Genomic DNA, 17,680 nt, shown 5'->3' on the forward strand with positions numbered 1-17,680 from the left:
TATTGACACTCAGTCCTAATAAACGTCCTTACTACCAACAAGGAGAAAGAGCGATGAGGCTTATTCTATCTGCATCCTAGCCCTTTTTGTAGCCCCCTAAGAACAAAAACACCCCTATTTGTAGCGTAGTTTTCCCCAGTGATGTGGTTGTAATTGGAGTAAAACTACTGTTAAGAGTAATGTGCAATCAAAAAGCTTGTCCAATCATTAGAAAAATTGTATCCAAAATTTATGCCCAGAAATAGTTATTCGTCTCCTGTTAATCAATTACTTGACTATCAGCCAGGAACTCAAAAATTATCCCCATCGTCATGGCCTGACTATCGGGAACTAGGTATCACGGCTGATGATATTCCTGAGTTGATTCGTATGGCAACGGATGAGGATTTATACAATCTTTCGGATGATGAAAATGATTTTTTTGGTGAAGACAGTTTATTAGAATACGCGCCTCTTCATGCAATTCGAGCATTAGGACAACTCCGGGCAGAATCAGCAATTGAACCATTGATTAGCTTATTCCCCAAAATGGATGATGCTTTTGATAATGAAGTGTTGTTCTTCTTGATTGAGGAATTGACGGATGTTTTAAGCCTAATTGGTTTACCCGCAATCCCAACACTGGCTGCTTATCTTGCTGATGACTCTCATGACGAAACTTGGCGAGTTCAAGCTACGGTTACTATCAAAAGAATTGCCTGTGTATATCCAGAGCATCAGGCGCATTGTGTTGCTGCCTTGTCTAAACAGTTTTCTGCTTTTGAAGAAAATAGTCCTGAATTAAATGGTCACATTATTTCTGTGCTAATTGACCTCAAAGCAATAGATTCTTTACCTCTGATTGAACAAGCTTTTGAAGCGGGGCGTGTTGATGATGAGCTGGTGGGAGATTTTGATGATGTGCAGGTCTATTTTGGCTTAAAGACTAGGAAAGACGTAGCGTCTAAATCCCTAACCCCAACTGGCAATCAGCAAGCAACATCAAAAATTGTTACTCACCAACAGAGCGTTAATGAGCGTGAGAGCTTGAATAAGGCACAACAAAAGAGAGAAGCTCGAAGACAGCGAAATTTAAAAAAAAATTCATATAAATAAATGAATAGTAGTTTTAATGCAGCCTGCAAGAGATACTGGAGCAAAAGGAACGCTCTAGGGGTTTTAGTCCGTGACTCATGTTGAGCCGACGAACTCGTGGCCGCTTCGCTCTCGGAGTCGGTGGCTCTTACGGGCAGAAAGATTACTGGTTGGGCCAACTAGATCCTGCAAGCCCGCAAGAGCCACTCCGCTAACGCCGACTCCGAGCCACGAGTTCTTAAAACCTGGAAAGATGCTTTGACTATTGGCAGCGATCGCAGAAATTAGCTATGTCGTTTGCTGTATGGTGGGAGCAATAGTCAGTATTATAGTAAAGCAGCATAAGGGCAGGGCGAAAGCCCGTCGCTCCCGACTGAAGAAGAGTGAATCGTATACACAACCATGAATGTACAACTTGTTAATTCCCTCGTAGAAGTGGTACTAAACCTCTCCCCTGAAGAGCAAAAACTCTTTCAAGAAAAGCTTAGTAACAAGCATTTAACCTTACTAACTAGTAAACCTCAAACATCATCAGAGAGATTATTACTTTGGCAGGAGTGGATAGATACAGCACCAAAAAGCTATGCCAACCTTGATGATGAAGCTCTGCGTCGAGAAAATATCTACTCTGATGAAGTATGACCCATTATTTATTAGATACCAATATCCTGTTACGCTCCAGGGATATAGCTTCACCCGATTACAATCTTGTCGATCGCACAATCAGGTATCTAATATCTAATAACCATCGATGTTTTATTACATCTCAAGTTTTAATTGAATTTTGGGTTGTAGCCACCCGTCCTGTAGCTGTAAATGGATTTGGATGGACACCAAAAGAAACCGAACTCTCGGTGCAAATGCTAATAAATCAATTTGAGTGGCTAGAAGAAACACCAGATATATTTCGCCTTTGGTTTAGCCTCGCTACAACTTACAAGATTTCAGGTAAGGGACTTGCAATAAAATAAAGTACCAGTTAAGCAGGGATAATAGTAATATCCCATTTGGGTAATGTTTCAGAACGCTGCCATTGGAGTTGGTATTGTTCTAACTCTTGTGACAGAACCGTGATTCCTTTTTCATAGGTGGTTTCAATCAGATGTACAATGGGTGAAATTCCTTTCCAAGTCATATTGGCAGCCCAATGTACTGCGGCTTCAACAGAATCTAAAATCGCACCATTCCAATACTTCTCCAGGGCAGCCCAACATCGCTCTATCGGGTTGTACTTGCTATGGTACGGGGGATAGTAAATCAGTCGGATTTTTAAATTAATCGCACAAGACAGTTCAACCATGCGTTTAATAAATTGTGTGCGGTTACTACGAGTTGCGGCACCGCCATCAAGGTCAATTACCCATTCATCAAGTTCAAGGTAATTGTGTTGATTCTCATGCCACCAAGCGGTTAAACAATCGACGATAAAATCACTAGTCTCAGCCGACTGACCCAAGTAAATCGATAGTTTTGAAGTGTGGGTATTGAGAATGCCAAAGGGAACTAAAACTGATTGCCACTGTGTATCGTGGTCATCCGCAGCTTTTGCCTTCAGTGTCCGAGCTTTACCGCCTCTGGAAAGGTTTCCAATCTTCACCTTAGCTTTGGTATCGATAGACACTCGCAACGACCTGGGGTTCTCATCCGATGCCTGATTCTCCCGAAACACATTGTCGAAAATGGCATCAGTTTGAGGAATCTTTTTCAAGGGTTTCGTTTTTTGTGTTTTTTTAGGCGATACCCCAAACGATTGAGAATTTCTCCGCAAGTTTGGCGAGATGGCAATTCGCTCTCGTCATAGCCATGAACACTCACTAATGCCTCTCGTACCTCTCTAGCACTGATGCGGGCATACAGAAAGGTCGATTGAAATTTAGGGTCGGCTTGAGCTTGAGCATCCACCAATGAACGAATATCTGTTTCTAAGTTGGGCAATACCTCAACACTATTGTGTCGTCCTCTTGCCTGATAATTCTCGACACAGACTATCCCCGTCCGCCGTTCATGCAAGCCGAGTTGCACACTCTGGCGATTCCATCCCAAAATGGTTTCTGCTTTGCGGGCTGAACTATCGAAGTAATCTTCGGTAACTTTTGCCATGAAGTCTCGTTTGCGATTGCCAGTCAGTTTTTGCGCTGCATCTTTAAACGTAGATTTAATGGTGTCGGTAAGCATAAATAAACCCTGCGATTCCCATTCTAGAGATTTAGAGCAGGCGCGGACAGTTCTCCGCTTCCTCTCTTCTACAATTCTTCTACAATGGCTGGTATTTTATTTTTCCGCAAGTCCCTAAACGCACCCACGATTTACGCATACAAGCAGTAGTGCTTGCCCATAACATCAGCCATATTCTGACTTTAAATCCAAAAGACTTTGTAGAAGTTGAAGGAATTACTATTGTTCACCCCAATAGCATAAAGAGCTAGAGGCTGAGATAAGCGTGCGATTATAATTTTTGATAAACAACACCAATTTACCCGTCAACAGTAATATTAATTGTAACGGGGCAGGTAAACCAACTCACTTATGAGCCGAATCATCGCAGTTTTTAATCAGGCGGGAGGTGTTGCCAAAACCACCCTTACCCAAAACTTGGGCTACCAAATAGCGCAATTGGGTCATCGTGTTCTGCTCATCGACATAGACCCCCAAGCCAGCTTAACTATTTTTATGGGCTTGGTTCCAAGAGACATAGAGCAAACCGTCAACAATGCCATCGTGGATGAACAACCTCTGCCAATTCATGAGGGGATTTACGGCATGGATTTAGCACCTGCTAACATCTCTCTCAGCACGGCAGAAATGCAATTAGTTAGTGCTTCTATGCGGGATTTCCGGCTTAAAGAAGCTATAGAACCAATTGAATCAGATTACGATTTTATCTTAATAGATTGCCCTCCCAGCTTAGGGCTACTAAGTTACATCTCCCTTGTAGCTGCCACTCATGTTCTCGTGCCTCTGGAAACCCATTTCAAAGCCTTTGAGGGAACAGGCGAATTACTAAAAACGGTTGCTACAGTACGCAATAAACCAAACCGCAAATTACAAATTGCCGGATTCGTGCCGACAAAATACGATGCTCGTAACTCCCAGGACACTCGTACCCTAGCAGCCATCACCGAACAACTAGCAAGCGCCGGAACTGTCTTTGCCCCGATTCCTCGCTCCACTGCTTTTGTTGATGCATCAGAAGAACGAATGCCTTTGGCAGTTTACGAACCCAAACACCCATCTGTCAAAATATTGAAAAAAATAGCTGTTAGTTTAGAATCCTTAAAATGAGACGCACTAAAGCAAGCCAACCCCTCAAAAGCAAAATTGATGTACCTTGGGACACCACAGGCGTAGCGAATGCTGGTTCTCCTCAATCCATGCCGTTAGACCAGATTGTTCTGCCAGCCACACAACCGCGCCGTTACTTTGACTCCGAGGCATTAAAGCAGTTAACTGAATCCATCAAGCAGCATGGCATTCTCCAACCCATTTTAGTCCGCCCCCTTGATGGAGAAAAACACGAATTAGTCGCAGGAGAACGCCGCTATCGTGCTGCCCAAGAGCTTGGACTGAAAGTTGTCCCTGTTGTCATCCGAGAATTAGACGACAACGCAGCTTTTCAATTTGCACTTATAGAAAACTTACTTCGAGAAGACCTCAACCCAGTTGAAGAAACTGAAGGTATCCTGCAACTGCTGGCTCTTAAACTAGGTCGAAGCATTGAGGAGATACCCCCATTACTGTATCGTCTACAACGCTTACAGAACAAAGCATCTACAGTTACCCATAACGTTATGGGCGCACACGAGAGCGAAGGTGATGAACCTACCCATAACGTTATGGGCGAAGTTGAAACTGAGTCCAATAATAACGTTGTCAGCGACGATAAAGGCGATATTGACTTATCTACCCATAACGTTATGGGCGAAACCGAAACGGATGATTCAGCCCTTAATCATGAGACTGCTGTAAACCAAGACCTCAAAATCGTTGAAGGAGTGTTTGATGGCTTAGGGTTAATGACCTGGGAATCTTTCGTTAAGAACCGCCTGCCCTTGTTAAACCTCCCAGAAGATATCCTTGATGCGCTAAGGGAAGGCTCACTTGAGTACACCAAAGCTAAAGCCATCGCCCAGATTCAGAAATTAGATGAGCGCATTGCCTTTTTAGAACAAGCTATTGCTAACAACTGGTCTTTAAGTGAAATCAGACAGCGCATTAGTGAGAAGAAAACTCCAACCTCTAACTCTCAAGCAGAGTCGAACAATTACAAAGAGCGCTTTACTGCTGCGACTACCAAACTAAGAAAGTCGCGTATTTGGTCAGACCCTAAGAAGCGCAAACAGATAGAGAAACTACTTGCTCAATTGGAGACGCTGACAAATGTTGAGTAACCTGACATACCAAAACCAGGACGTAGAAGGCAAAATGCTCAAATATTTTTTATACTAAGTTTTAGTGCCTAAAATTCATGTTTAAGTGACCATGCTAGAGTCAGAAAAACTTATCCAGATAGTACAAGCTTGGTTAGGCTATATCAGGTTAGAAGAACTGACTCAAGCTGAAGTCGAGCGTTCTTCAGATATCTATTCAAAAGTAGTAGATAAGGGAGTGCAGCTTGTTGCCAACAAGCTACTGTTAGATAGCGAAGTATTTACGCAATTCCAGCAACAGCAGCAAGCAGCTAAAAGAGGGAACAAAAATGATGTTCAGATGGCTGTTGCTTTCCCACAAATCTATATAATCAACGGCAAGGGCAAAGAGCAAAAGCTGAAATACCTACCTCTGTTCACCATTGATATTTCACCCATCTTTAAAGGTAATTACCGCAAAACTGGCTGGGACTTGACCGAATACGAGTTTCAGCCAGTAGTTGTTAATTTGATGCGGCTGTACGGTCTAGAGGAGGAGCAAGCCGAATCACTGATTGTTGCGTCAGGAATTGGAAAATTTTTAGAAGATACATTTAAAGGAAGATTCCCAACGCTTCGAGATTTTCTAGAACTGGTAGACTTCCCCGAAGGAAAGTACAAAACCTCTCGACAACCTTATTTGCTTCGCTGCGACTTTACACCTTACAATGCCCTTCTTAAGCAAGACATACAAGAAATATTCAAGGAGCTTCAACAACCTGACTCTAAGGCTGGATGGCTAACTGAAACTCACCCAGCTATGCAGTACATCTGTGGTCAGCCACAATTACCCAGAGATGAGGTGATGTTCTGGGGTGCTTTTCCCGATCATGCGCCTGATGAATTTCAAGCATCTGCCCTGAAACATGCCCAAGAGAACTTACTAACTGCTGTTTGTGGGCCACCGGGGACTGGAAAAACAGAAGTGTTTCTGCATCTCGTAGCACAGGAAGTAGTGGATCGGGCGTTACGACTTGTTCGCGGTGAAGAGGATGCAAATAATTTAATACTCTTTGTTGGCACTAATAACAGTGCCATTAAAAAATTCCAACAACGACTGACAAAGAATTCTCCTGCTCAACAGTTTTATCTTCCTGGCGGCAACCAAACTATTATCCGTAAGGAAACTCTACCCAAACTGCAATCAACCCAAGATTGGCTGCGTCAGACTGAATTTAATCAAGAGTCTTGGGAAAAAGCCAAACTTGAACTACTGCAAGCGGAAAGTCAAATTCAACAACTCATAGAGCAAGACCGCTTGAATACTGCTCAAAAAGTTACTGATACCGAACGGCGATCGCAACTGGATCTAGAAATACAATTACTCAATGACGATATTGCTGCCAAGTCTTCCGAGTTACAAGCCCTAACTGAACAGCTATCAAGTTTGGCAGATTACGAAAATTTTCCCCTTGATGCCTACCAGCAAATACAAGAAGCATTATCCCAGGCAGAACGCGAACTACCAAAAGAGTCTGACTCTATCACCAAACGCGCCTTGAACTGGCTTAATGCTACTACCGACCAACGAATTTTTCGGCGGTTGGCTTTGCGGATAAACGCTGCTGTGTTAAACACCTTGGCTTCCTCTCATCCTTTTCAGACCCCCCTTGACCACCCTAGTTTAACCGCAGCCCAGGCTTCTGTTAACCAAAAACTAGATTTCTCAGAACAATGGCAGAATCTTCACCAAAAAGTCACTGAAATTCAAACCCAGCTAGCAGCTTTAAATAAAGAACTAGAGTTAAAACAAGCAGAACATCAACAAATTCAGAAACAAATCGATAGTTACCCACAAGGCGATTTCTACAATCTTTTTTACCGCGATCACCACCAATTACAGGTAGAACTGTTTCAACGTGCCTGGGCGTTTCTATTGCAAGAAGTTCTCCGACGCAAGGATAGCGTTATTAGAGCATTAGAAACTTATGGCAGTGTCTTGACGGGCGACGGAGGGGCATTGCTAAAACTGGAAAGTCATAGTGATGTTATCTACCGTGACTTGAGTTTGATTTTTCCCGTCATTAGCTCCAGTCTGCAATCAATACGTAATATGCTGCCAATTCTCCAACCCAATAGCGTCAAACTGGCACTGGTGGACGAAGCAGGTACAACTCTTATACATCAATTATTTCCCTTGCTGGTGCGATCGCAACGGGCAGTAGTGGCAGGCGACCCCCAACAAATTGAGCCAATCATTAACCTTTGCGATGATACCATCAAACAATATTTAAAAACTGCCTTTCTGGATATGGGCATGGGGAATGAAGACTACTATCGCTATGCTCCCACTGCCAAATACACTGCCACTGCTTATCATCGCGCTGCTGGCGCTAGTGGCACAGAATCCGACTTAGGCAACGGCATTATCCTCTCTAATCATTACCGTTGCACCCCACCCATTATTCAGTTTTGCAGCCCCAACTATCCTGGTGGTCTGCAAATCCTTTCAAATTATGACCAGACTGCAACAATCAAGCACTTGCTGGCTTACCACGTAGAGGGAAGCCACTTAAATCACACCAATCCCGAAGAAATCGAAGCTGTAGAAACTGTAATTGCGTCTTTGCTGAAGCAGGGCTATGACCTTGGCGCTGCCGACAACTCAAAGACAATTGGGGTGATGTCGCCGTTTTCGCAGCAAGCCAACGCGCTCAGATATCGACTCTCTAACCGTTGGCGAAACTTTTCTTGGGATGATATTGGCACAGTTCACACCTTTCAGGGCGGAGAAAAAGCAGCTATTATCTTTTCTCCTTACCAGTGCCACCAAGAGCATAGTTTTTGGTTCCTTAATCGCAAACCCAATCTACTAAATACTGCTGTTAGTAGGGCAAAGGAATTGTTTGTTTTGGTGGGCAATCTCAGAGAACTAGAATTAGCAGGCGGTGAAACCAAGCGGTTAGTTGAACACATTCGGCAACATGGAGAGATTCGCACTCTTCGTGAGCCTTGATAGCGTCATTGGATAACTTAGACTCGAAACTCTATGGCGACTAAGTGCTGAACTGGTCAAATGTGCGTTGCAAAGAAAGAAAGCAAAACGAACGGTAACAGCAGTTTGGAATCCGTTCACTAAAATTATTGAACCGCTACGCTGCTCCTTATCAGAAGAACCTGTTTATGATTTCTATTTAGATGATCAATCATCCAAAATTATCTCACCGATAGTTTGGAGAAAGTAATTTTTGACATTTACCCTACTCAAATAAAGACTGTATATTTTGAGATAGATGCTATGACAACCAATTTACCTATGAAATTGTCACACTTGCCCAACAGTTTGCCATTAGATGGTGCTGTCCGCATCGAGCTAATAGAAGGAGTGCCGATATTTCGAGCTTCCAGCCTCGTACAAGGGCGAATTGAAGCCTTATTAACTAAACAAAAAGAATCTGCACTTACCCACGAGTCAGAAAAAGAATTAGATGAATATGAAGAATTAGACGATTATCTGAGTTTGGTGAATCGGATGATCAGAAATTCATCGCTAACTCAAAACCAAAGGGAATTATCAGAATAAAAGTAAGAATTACGCAATGGCTCAAGACAAGGTGCAAAAGTTAATTCAACAAGCCGAGAAACTGAACTTCCTGGAGCAGCTGCGTCTGTTAGAGCTATTACAGGAGGTCGTTCGGAAAAATGATCCGGTTTCGCGCTTGGCGAAACTTCAAGCAAAGCGCGAAGAAATTTTTCAGATTGCTGCTAAATATGGCATTTTAAATATACGAGTGTTTGGCTTAGGAATGCAACCGGAAACTCAAGGCTCAAATGAAATAGTTTTTCTCATTGATTTAGAGCCAAAACGGGGTTTATTTGCTCAAGCTAATTTTTTATTAGATTTGCAAGAGTTACTTGGTTTTAAAGAAGTGTATCTCGCTGCTAATGAAACAAGTATTAGAAAACCTTTCCGAAAGGAAATGTTAGAAACAGCAGTGCCGTTGTAGATCGCAGATGGCTATTAAAACGGCTCAGACCATCGCTTCACTAAAACCTCTCCAGAACTTCTATCAGGGCTAACGTGCAGATATTTACTCGTAGTATCCAAACTTGTATGCCCCAAAGTAGCCTGAACCAAATGCACGGAACACCTTCATCTAATGCGCGGGTAGCATGACTGTGCCTAAGCCAGTGCGCTGAAACATTCATGGCATTCTCTAATTCTGCTGCTGCCGCCCTCTTCACCACTCGGTCAATACCAATATGGGAAGGGGGCCAGGGGTCTACCCGTAGCACTGGCAAACACAGGCGCATCCTTCAATGCCTCACCGCGCAGTGACATTAACTCCAGCCATAGCTCTCCGACATTTTTAAGTGGGATTTTTAAATAATTATGGGACACTCCTAACTGGATAATTAAGCTGTGTTAGGGTGTGAGAAATGATTCCAGAATTTGACGCAAGTGGTATTTTACCATCAGGGGTGCATTGGGCAGAATGGTCAGAATTTCAAGAAACATTTGGTACAAATTTGACTAGACAGCGCATGATAGACGGTCTGGAACTGGCAATGACGCAACTAAAAGCAGCTGGCTGTAGAACTATTTATATTGATGGTAGTTTCGTCACCAGTAAACAAAAACCAGGAGACTTCGATGCCTGTTGGGAGGACAATGGAGTTGATATAAAGTACCTAGAATCTATTGCTCCTACTTTATTTAATTTTGCGCTGCGGCGTGCCGAACAAAAAATTAAGTACAAGGGCGAAATCTTTCCGTCAAATTATCCAGCTAATGATTCCGGTACAGCCTACATAGATTTCTTTCAATTTGATACCATCACGAATACGCGCAAAGGAATTATTGCTATAGATTTACAAAGGTGGAAACCATGATGATCAAGAACGAGCAACAGTATCAACATTCCTTAGATTGGTTGCAACGCTTTGAGCAGTCTATAGCGTCATTGGATAGCAATGAACACTTGAAAGCAGAACCAGAGCGATGGAACCTTCACCGAGACTCATATCAAAGTCAAGTTGACGAGTTAAAGTCAGAAATCACGGAATACGAAAGACTTATTAATTGCGACACCAGCAAGCCTTTAAAAATTAAAGTTGATTCTTTAAATAAGCTGCCAAATGCTTTAATTAAAGCTCGGATAGCAGCCCAAATTAGTCAGCAAGAACTTGCTCATATATTAGGAATTGATGAACAAAGAGTGAAAGAGTATGAGGATACAGATTATCAATGTGCCAGTTTTGTAGAAATTATTGAAGTCAGCACCGCGTTGGGTATCGAATTTGAAACTGCAACTGTGCAAGTAGATTTTGCAGAAATAGAAGCAGTAAAAAAAAGTGTGGACAAAAGGCGCAAAGAAAAACTGAATATTAAAACTAGAGTCTCATAAGTATGGCTAACATTTTTATTAATAAGTTCAAAATTATATGACCTTATGACATTCAAAGAGCTTGTTGATACTTTCAATGTTTTACTCACACCAGTCATAGCTGGAACTACTATTTACATTGCTTGGCAACAATATCAAATTAGTCAGTTAATTATTGGTAGGGTAATGCTTTTAGAATACAATTTATGCCATGAATGTCGTAATAAATTTTGAAGTTTTACAAGCATACTCTCTATGTCATCGCAAGGCGTATTTGTTGATATACAGTAAAGAGCAAGGAACTCTACATGAATATGAACAAATCTTGATCAAGAATCAACTTGCAAATCAGTCTATAAATTTGCAACTACTCAAACAGAAGCATATTGATGTTTATCCCTACAGCATTTCAAATCTCGAAGAAGAGCATGAATTATTAATTGATGCCAAGCTAGTTGCTGATAGATTGCAGGCTGATTGTTCAATATTGACAAGAGTCAGCAAGTTAAATTACGAGCCAACAATTTTCATAGGAACACATACTATTAACAAGACGGATAAGCTCCAGTTAATGTTTGTTGGTCATGTATTGGCGAAAATTCAGGGAAAGCAACCTGAGATAGGACATATTGTCAATGTGCAGGGTGAGTCGCGGCGGTTCAAACTGGAAGGAAGTCATAAAATTCTCATTCCGGTATTGGAATCATTACAGGAGTGGTTAAATGAGTCTTCTCCAGAGGAACCACCTGTCATCTTAAATAAGCATTGCCCTATCTGTCAGTTTAGAGAGCGATGTCAGACAAAAGCAATTCAAGAAGATAACTTAAGCCGCCTAGACAGGATTACACCAAAATTAATTCGTCAATATGAAAAGAAGGGGATTTTTACTGTTAAACAACTTTCATATTTATTCAAGCCTCGTAAACGAAAAAAGCGAGCTAAAAACCCTCCCCCAATAACCCATAATATCGAATTACAGGCTCTTGCTATTCGTACAGGTAAAATCTATCTACAAGAATTACCCACTTTTGTACGACACGACACTGAGTTATATTTAGATATTGAGGGTTTACCTGATGAAAATTTTTATTATCTTATTGGATTATTGGTTTGCCAAGAGAATAGATTAAAATATCATTACTTTTGGGCAGAAAACACTGATAACGAAAGTGAAATATGGCAAGAATTTTTAGCTTTTGTCGCTCAGTATCCTGATGCACCAATCTATCATTATGGCAGTTATGAACCTCGTGTAATCAATAAACTCTCTAAAAGATATAAAACTAATAGCAAGGCTATTGTTGACAGAATCATCAACATCAACAAGCAAATTTATGGAAAGGTGTATTTCCCAGTATATTCTAATCAACTAAAGGAGATTGCACGTTTTGTCGGTGCTACTTGGACATCACCTAATGCTTCTGGTCTACAAAGCATTGTGTGGCGGCAATACTGGGGTGAAACTCATGACGAACAATATAAATCCATATTGCTGACTTACAACGAAGAGGATTGCCAAGCTCTCAAATTATTAGTTGATAAGCTTACTAGAATTAAGCATTCTGCTGACATCCTATCTGAAGTTGATTTTGCAAATCAGCGCAAGAAACAATTAAATGAAGTAGGACAGCAAATTCATGAGCAATTTGAAGAAATATTAAAGTTTGCACATTTTGATTATGACAAGAAGAAGATAAGTTTTCGGAAAAAAGGATTAGAGGAATCTGAAACAAATAGCGTTCAGCCACAAAGGCGAATGCCGGAACAATGGAAACCGAAGCATCTGGAGATTCAAAGTAGGGCAAAGAAGCTTGTAAAAGTACAAACTGACAATATTTGTCCAAGATGTAATAGCTATCAAACGAAGGAAACTACTTTTCCAGCAAGAAGATATATTATTGATCTCGTTTTAACCAAGAATGGCATACAGAAAACCATTTCTCAATATTTTGGTTTCAAGGGATTCTGCAAGGCGTGTAGAAAAAATTATGAACCTCTTCTCATCCAGCAATATCCGAAGAATCAGGTTTATGGAAATGGATTTGGTGCTTGGATTATTCATCAGAGAGTGGCATTGCGTTTGCCATATGAGAGCATTGTGGAAGCATCGATAGAATACTTTAATGAGGAAATATCAGTAACGCTTCCTCTGTATTTTCTTCAAAAATTTTCCGTTTTATATTCAGAAACAGAAAAATTAATCATTGATAACTTATTGAAGAGCCTTTTTATTCACGTTGACGAAACCAGAGTAAATATCAGAGGTGAGAATTGGTATGTATGGGTGTTTACCAATGAAAAGTATGTTGTTTATAAATTAACAGAAACCAGAGAATCGACAATTGTGCATGAATTTTTCAAGAGCTATCAAGGTATTTTGATTTCAGATTTTTACCCTGGTTATGATTCTGTCGAATGTAAGCAACAGAAATGCTGGGTTCATCTCATTCGAGACTTGAATAGTGATCTTCAAGCCAATCCTCTTGACCAGGAGTTTGAAAATTTCATTTCGGAAATCCAGAATCTAATTATAGGAATTATGGAAACTATCCAGAAATATGGACTTAAAAGGCGTAATCTCAATCAGTTTAAGAAGCAAGTTGATAGCTTATATCAGCGAGTGCTTATAGATAGGAAATACAAATCAGACCTAGTGCTCAAATATCAGAAAAGATTTATTCGATATAGAGATAGTTTATTCACTTTTCTTGAGATTGATGGAATACCTTGGCATAACAATACAGCAGAGAGAGCTATTAGACCCTTCGCAATACAGAGAGAGATATCAAAAAGTCCTCTTCATGAATCTGCGACTCGTGACTATTTAACTTTATTAAGTATCAGGCAAACCTGTCGCTTCCAAGGTAAATCTTTTTTCAAGTTCCTCTTTTCAGGAGAAACGGATATCGATCAGTTTGAGGTTAGAAAGCGCAAACGCTAAATAGGCATTACAATACTGGGTCAAGGGAAATAAAAATTGGTTCGTTAATATATAGTGCTTCCACCATTGGCTCAAGGCTCACGATGTCCGGTTTTGTAGGCAATATTAGAAGGTCGCAGCCCTCGACTCTACCCTGACAGGTGTAGGTTTTTTACAATTAAGAGGAGTTAAAGCAATAAAAATCGTCAACAGGAGTATATAGTTCTCAAATAGCTAAGGTTCAAAAGTCCAAAGCAGAGATCGCGTTCTGCTTCTGCTTTTCAGTTACCCCTAGATAACGCTCCAAAGCTGCCAACGTTCGATGCCCCGATATCTCCTGTATGTGGCGCAATGGTATCCCCGCATCGCTCATCCTGGTTAACGCAGTCCTCCGAAAGCTGTGGGTACTAACGCCCTCAATCCCCAACCGCACACAGGTATCTCTGAGGATTTTGTCAGCACTGACCTTGTGAATATGTAACAACCCATGCCGACCGGGAAACAAGAACTCCTTGCGGCGGTTGGGGTTGTACTCTTCTAAATACTGCTTGAGCTTGGGATGCACTTGAATTTCTCTAGTGTCTCGCTTGCCTTTGGTGTTGACACTGCGTAGTACTAACACGCCTCTGACACCGTTGCTGCCAAACACATCTTTCACCGCCAAAGTGCAAGCTTCGTTGATCCGGCAGGCAGCATAAAGGCACACGCCAAACAAAGCGCGATCGCGTGGGTTGACAAAGCCCTCGCTAAATAGGACATTAATTTGATCGGGGGTGAGGATTTCTGCTCTGCCGAACCGGTTGATTTTCATAGGTTCTAGCCTACATGGTCTTTGTGCAATAACACAATGTAAGCGACCGAAAACCTATATATTCCGTGAGCGATGACACGCGCTTAACCCAGACTTATCAATCAGCCCGAAAGCGCAAACGCTACAACCCGCATTATCTCGTTGGCTGATTAAACTTGCTTATGTTTGCAACGCGATGGACACTTGCAGGTATGATCTGCACCAATAGGATTCGCTCATGTTGCGGCTGGCCTTTTACTAAAATAAATTTCCAAATAGCAGTGTAATAATTATTGCCGACTCATTATCAGCTTCAGGTAAGGCAACTAGGGTAGAAAACGTGTAATCACTCCCCAAAAGTATTGTATTGAGGTTCTCTGGCGATTTGGTTATAGAAAATTAATGAAGCGATTATTTGTCAGCTTGTTTCATGTTGTTACTTCAGTAAATACCACATTTTAAAGGAAATTTATTAGCGAGAAGCTAAAATTGCTAGGTAATTTTTAGGGCAATTAGCTTTTATTAAAGTTACTATTTTTCTCGGATGACATTTAATAAATAGAGCGAATAAGATGCACTTTAAAGCCATTAAAAATTGAAAATATATTAGCTGTATGGAATTTCATCCTTATGAGCCTTTTGACCAAAATAAAGCTCAAAAAACAGTTTGGGAAAAGTTAAAATCTGCATTTAAAGATGAAGAAGGGGTAGCGTTTTATCGTTACCCAATTTTTAATCGGAACGGGAATCTTCACAGAGAACCTGATATTTTACTTGTGCATCGAGAGTATGGGCTGTGGGTAATTGAGTGCAAAGGGTGCTACATAAATAATATTGCTAGCATTCAAGGTCATGAATGGAAAATGAATGATTGGCACTCAGAGGTTGAGACACCAGTGGCGCAAGCAGAAGACCAAATGTTTGCAATTAAAAATAGGCTGACAGAGAGAAGAGAAACCAGGGGGTTAGTAAGTTTTAATTTTCGGGTTGTACTTCCCTTTGTTAAGTATGAGGAATGGCAATCTAGGGGACTCGATAATTTTCCATCTACTCAGGGCGTTGTACTACTAGCTGAAGATTTAACACCAAAGACTTTTAGAGAAAAAATCATTGAGGGTGACAAACAAAATCCCCAAACAATGATGACTGATGAGCAGTGGGAGATGGTTAAAGCAGTCCTGGGCGGAACTTTACCATCTAAACCACCGCGCTCTGTTCCAACAGGTACACCTAGTAATAATCCTATTAGAGTTATTCAAGCTATTGAGTCTAAACTAAAAGTACTGGACGAGCAGCAGCAGAAGGTTGCATTTGAAATTCCCGATGGGGCGCAGCGAATTCGAGGATTAGCAGGCACGGGTAAAACGGTTTTATTTGCCAAGCGTATTGCTAAAATGCACGCCCGAAATCCAGATTGGAAGTTAGCTTTTGTATTCTTTACTCAAGCACTTTATGATGAAATTACTGAGCGGATTGCCCTCGAATATCGCGGTATGACAGGTGAAGAACCCAACTGGATAAACTTGAAAATATTACACGCTTGGGGAACAAAATCTAGAGAAGGTTTTTATCGCTCTTTGGCATTAAAATGCGGCGTAAACCCTAAAAGCCTTAATGATGTTAAAAATGAAATTGGTGCAACTTCTCCCGCAAAAAGTTTTGAATATATTTGCGATCGTCTCGAACAAGATGTTAAAAATATTCCCGTTATTTATGATGCAGTTTTGATTGATGAAGGACAAGATTTACCACCATCATTTTATAGGTTAGTTAGAAGTACCCTTTCTGACCCAAGAAGATTGTACTGGGCTTATGACGAAGCACAAGGTATTGGTTCTCTAATTGTCCCTCAACCAGTTACTATCTTTGGTAAAAATCCAGATGGTACGCCAGTTGTAGACTTGGGTGGTAATAAACTTCCAAATGGTGATATCACACCGCCAGTATATGAAGGTGGTATCAGAAAAGCTCATAACATGAATCGATGCTATCGTACCCCCAGACAGTTACTCATGACCGCTCATGCTATCAATATGGGATTATTTCGACAAGAAAGAGCATTGCAAGGAGTAACCAATAAAGAAGAATGGGAGAAACTAGGCTATCAAGTTTTGGATGGTGATTTTACTGACGCTAGCGTTAAAGCAGGAAAGAAGGTTACAATCACACGCCCTGATAAAAATAGTCCTCACCCAATTGACCAAGAAAATTTTGAAGCAAAAGACGCTGTTGGTTCTCCGTTAGTAATACAGCCTTTTGCAAGTGAGCATTCAGAACAAAAATGGATAGCCCAACAAGTTGCCGATGATCTGAAGCTAGGTTTCGACCCTTGCGACATTATAATCACTGGGCCTAGTGGTGATAACGAAAATAACTATTTTCAAAGTCTTCAAGAGGCTTTACGAAAACATGGAGTCAAAAGCTGCATTGCTGGGGTGGATACCCCACGCGATATTTTCCGTATGGACGGTTATGTGACAATCTCTAACATTTTTAGAGCAAAAGGTAACGAAGCTTGGAAAGTATACGCTTGTAGATTTGACTATGCGACTAAACCTTTAAGTTGGAAACAGGAAAGAGAAATACACAAGCGCAATGAGGCATTTGTTGCACTGACCCGCGCCCGTGTATGGTGCGTGGTGACGGGATTAGATTCCCCAATTTTTGATGAGCTACAAAAGGCTTTAGAGAAATACCCGAACTTTGCTTTTACTGCATTTAATAAGAAAACAATTGAAAGAAATAATGATGAAAATGATGATACAGAGGAAATGAAAACTCAAACCAAGTTACCTCTGCTTGTTTAACTCTATATCTCTTTGTGGAGTGCGATCATGGTCAACGCTGTCCTTCTAATGTCAATTTGAGAGCCTACGCGCCCCAAAAGCTTAATTTGACGTTCCTAGTACGAACGTCAAATTAAGCTATTACGAATGGTTATCTATGATCTGATTTCATCTAAATTGTAGACAAATTATATACATTAGTGTTGACAATCATGTAGACATTCTATAGACAAAAGTTTATTGTGTATACAAGGATGTATACAGGAGTATACGATATGGCTAGTAAAGTAATCTCGTTTAGGCTCTCTGATGCCGAGATTCAAGCACTGTCATGGCACAATAATTATTAGTCCACAATTATTGTAAAATTTCCTATT

The 17,680-nt window shown here is 41.0% G+C and carries 16 protein-coding genes; 12 read left to right on the plus strand and 4 right to left on the minus strand.

The window, feature by feature from the left end; translation table 11 throughout:
- The first annotated feature begins 231 nt into the window (after positions 1-231).
- From H6G26_RS25180 to H6G26_RS25190, 3 genes are all read left to right on the plus strand, one after another.
- Positions 232-1,095: a DUF1186 domain-containing protein gene (locus tag H6G26_RS25180; RefSeq protein WP_190732295.1), complete on the plus strand. Its 864-nt coding sequence runs from the start codon at positions 232-234 to the stop codon at positions 1,093-1,095.
- Positions 1,096-1,476: 381 nt separating this feature from the next.
- Positions 1,477-1,716 carry a hypothetical protein gene (locus tag H6G26_RS25185; protein ID WP_190732298.1) on the plus strand — a complete coding sequence of 80 codons (240 nt, stop codon included), beginning with the start codon at positions 1,477-1,479 and terminating at the stop codon, positions 1,714-1,716.
- The gene (locus tag H6G26_RS25190; protein ID WP_242053858.1) at positions 1,713-2,045 is read left to right on the plus strand and encodes a PIN domain nuclease; all 333 of its coding nucleotides are present in this window, start codon (positions 1,713-1,715) and stop codon (positions 2,043-2,045) included. The genes H6G26_RS25185 and H6G26_RS25190 overlap by 4 nt, the downstream gene beginning before the upstream one ends.
- Before the next feature lie 8 nt (positions 2,046-2,053).
- Here the strand turns inward: H6G26_RS25190 and H6G26_RS25195 are convergent, their stop codons facing one another.
- Together H6G26_RS25195 and H6G26_RS41815 are read right to left on the minus strand one after the other, a co-directional pair.
- Positions 2,054-2,782, minus strand: a complete 729-nt coding sequence (locus tag H6G26_RS25195; protein WP_242053859.1) for a transposase — start codon at positions 2,780-2,782, stop codon at positions 2,054-2,056.
- The gene (locus H6G26_RS41815; protein ID WP_199327082.1) at positions 2,779-3,249 is read right to left on the minus strand and encodes a hypothetical protein; all 471 of its coding nucleotides are present in this window, start codon (positions 3,247-3,249) and stop codon (positions 2,779-2,781) included. The genes H6G26_RS25195 and H6G26_RS41815 overlap by 4 nt, the downstream gene beginning before the upstream one ends.
- 351 nt (positions 3,250-3,600) lie before the next feature.
- Between H6G26_RS41815 and H6G26_RS25200 the strand changes: the two genes are divergently transcribed.
- From H6G26_RS25200 to H6G26_RS25220, 5 genes are all read left to right on the plus strand, one after another.
- On the plus strand, positions 3,601-4,356 hold the full coding sequence (locus tag H6G26_RS25200) for a ParA family protein (protein WP_190732300.1): 756 nt from the start codon (positions 3,601-3,603) through the stop codon (positions 4,354-4,356).
- Positions 4,353-5,462 (plus strand): ParB/RepB/Spo0J family partition protein, encoded by a 1,110-nt coding sequence (locus tag H6G26_RS25205; protein WP_190732302.1) that lies wholly within the window; start codon positions 4,353-4,355, stop codon positions 5,460-5,462. The genes H6G26_RS25200 and H6G26_RS25205 overlap by 4 nt, the downstream gene beginning before the upstream one ends.
- A 91-nt stretch (positions 5,463-5,553) precedes the next feature.
- Positions 5,554-8,436, plus strand: a complete 2,883-nt coding sequence (locus H6G26_RS25210) for an AAA domain-containing protein (RefSeq protein WP_190732304.1) — start codon at positions 5,554-5,556, stop codon at positions 8,434-8,436.
- Positions 8,437-8,718: 282 nt separating this feature from the next.
- Positions 8,719-9,003 carry a hypothetical protein gene (locus tag H6G26_RS25215; RefSeq protein WP_190732306.1) on the plus strand — a complete coding sequence of 95 codons (285 nt, stop codon included), beginning with the start codon at positions 8,719-8,721 and terminating at the stop codon, positions 9,001-9,003.
- Positions 9,004-9,019: 16 nt separating this feature from the next.
- On the plus strand, positions 9,020-9,427 hold the full coding sequence (locus H6G26_RS25220) for a hypothetical protein (protein WP_190732308.1): 408 nt from the start codon (positions 9,020-9,022) through the stop codon (positions 9,425-9,427).
- A gap of 40 nt (positions 9,428-9,467) precedes the next feature.
- Here H6G26_RS25220 and H6G26_RS25225 read toward each other — a convergent pair whose 3' ends face one another.
- A complete protein-coding gene (locus H6G26_RS25225; RefSeq protein WP_190732310.1) occupies positions 9,468-9,734 on the minus strand; it encodes a hypothetical protein in 267 nt (88 codons plus the stop codon).
- A gap of 126 nt (positions 9,735-9,860) precedes the next feature.
- On the opposite strand from H6G26_RS25225, the gene H6G26_RS25230 reads away from it, so the two are divergent.
- The 3 genes from H6G26_RS25230 to H6G26_RS25240 all read left to right on the plus strand — a co-directional run bounded on the left by H6G26_RS25230 (position 9,861) and on the right by H6G26_RS25240 (position 13,748).
- Positions 9,861-10,313, plus strand: coding sequence for a hypothetical protein (locus H6G26_RS25230; RefSeq protein ID WP_190732312.1), 453 nt, complete (start codon positions 9,861-9,863; stop codon positions 10,311-10,313).
- Positions 10,310-10,828, plus strand: a complete 519-nt coding sequence (locus H6G26_RS25235; RefSeq protein ID WP_347242502.1) for a helix-turn-helix transcriptional regulator — start codon at positions 10,310-10,312, stop codon at positions 10,826-10,828. Before H6G26_RS25230 ends, H6G26_RS25235 begins: the two co-directional genes overlap by 4 nt.
- A gap of 190 nt (positions 10,829-11,018) precedes the next feature.
- A complete protein-coding gene (locus tag H6G26_RS25240) occupies positions 11,019-13,748 on the plus strand; it encodes a TM0106 family RecB-like putative nuclease (protein WP_190732314.1) in 2,730 nt (909 codons plus the stop codon).
- A 220-nt stretch (positions 13,749-13,968) separates the two neighbouring features.
- Here the strand turns inward: H6G26_RS25240 and H6G26_RS25245 are convergent, their stop codons facing one another.
- Entirely contained in the window at positions 13,969-14,538 is a 570-nt protein-coding gene (locus H6G26_RS25245) for a site-specific integrase (protein WP_190732316.1), read from the minus strand.
- Positions 14,539-15,131: 593 nt separating this feature from the next.
- Here H6G26_RS25245 and H6G26_RS25250 point away from each other — a divergent pair.
- Positions 15,132-17,324 carry an NERD domain-containing protein gene (locus H6G26_RS25250; protein ID WP_190732318.1) on the plus strand — a complete coding sequence of 731 codons (2,193 nt, stop codon included), beginning with the start codon at positions 15,132-15,134 and terminating at the stop codon, positions 17,322-17,324.
- Positions 17,325-17,680 lie beyond the last annotated feature (356 nt).

The sequence above is a fragment of the Nostoc sp. FACHB-888 genome, from assembly GCF_014696655.1.
GTDB lineage: Bacteria > Cyanobacteriota > Cyanobacteriia > Cyanobacteriales > Nostocaceae > Nostoc.

What these genes read in the sequence shown, in the direction of transcription:
- H6G26_RS25225 (WP_190732310.1), bottom strand. Translation starts at nt 9,734, where the DNA reads ATGCGCCTGTGTTTGCCAGTGCTACGGGTAGACCCCTGGCCCCCTTCC.
- H6G26_RS25230 (WP_190732312.1), top strand. Translation starts at nt 9,861, where the DNA reads ATGATTCCAGAATTTGACGCAAGTGGTATTTTACCATCAGGGGTGCAT.
- H6G26_RS25200 (WP_190732300.1), top strand. Translation starts at nt 3,601, where the DNA reads ATGAGCCGAATCATCGCAGTTTTTAATCAGGCGGGAGGTGTTGCCAAA.
- H6G26_RS25215 (WP_190732306.1), top strand. Translation starts at nt 8,719, where the DNA reads ATGACAACCAATTTACCTATGAAATTGTCACACTTGCCCAACAGTTTG.
- H6G26_RS25190 (WP_242053858.1), top strand. Translation starts at nt 1,713, where the DNA reads ATGACCCATTATTTATTAGATACCAATATCCTGTTACGCTCCAGGGAT.
- H6G26_RS25250 (WP_190732318.1), top strand. Translation starts at nt 15,132, where the DNA reads ATGGAATTTCATCCTTATGAGCCTTTTGACCAAAATAAAGCTCAAAAA.
- H6G26_RS25180 (WP_190732295.1), top strand. Translation starts at nt 232, where the DNA reads ATGCCCAGAAATAGTTATTCGTCTCCTGTTAATCAATTACTTGACTAT.
- H6G26_RS25185 (WP_190732298.1), top strand. Translation starts at nt 1,477, where the DNA reads ATGAATGTACAACTTGTTAATTCCCTCGTAGAAGTGGTACTAAACCTC.
- H6G26_RS25205 (WP_190732302.1), top strand. Translation starts at nt 4,353, where the DNA reads ATGAGACGCACTAAAGCAAGCCAACCCCTCAAAAGCAAAATTGATGTA.
- H6G26_RS25240 (WP_190732314.1), top strand. Translation starts at nt 11,019, where the DNA reads ATGAATGTCGTAATAAATTTTGAAGTTTTACAAGCATACTCTCTATGT.
- H6G26_RS25220 (WP_190732308.1), top strand. Translation starts at nt 9,020, where the DNA reads ATGGCTCAAGACAAGGTGCAAAAGTTAATTCAACAAGCCGAGAAACTG.
- H6G26_RS25210 (WP_190732304.1), top strand. Translation starts at nt 5,554, where the DNA reads ATGCTAGAGTCAGAAAAACTTATCCAGATAGTACAAGCTTGGTTAGGC.
- H6G26_RS41815 (WP_199327082.1), bottom strand. Translation starts at nt 3,249, where the DNA reads ATGCTTACCGACACCATTAAATCTACGTTTAAAGATGCAGCGCAAAAA.
- H6G26_RS25235 (WP_347242502.1), top strand. Translation starts at nt 10,310, where the DNA reads ATGATGATCAAGAACGAGCAACAGTATCAACATTCCTTAGATTGGTTG.
- H6G26_RS25245 (WP_190732316.1), bottom strand. Translation starts at nt 14,538, where the DNA reads ATGAAAATCAACCGGTTCGGCAGAGCAGAAATCCTCACCCCCGATCAA.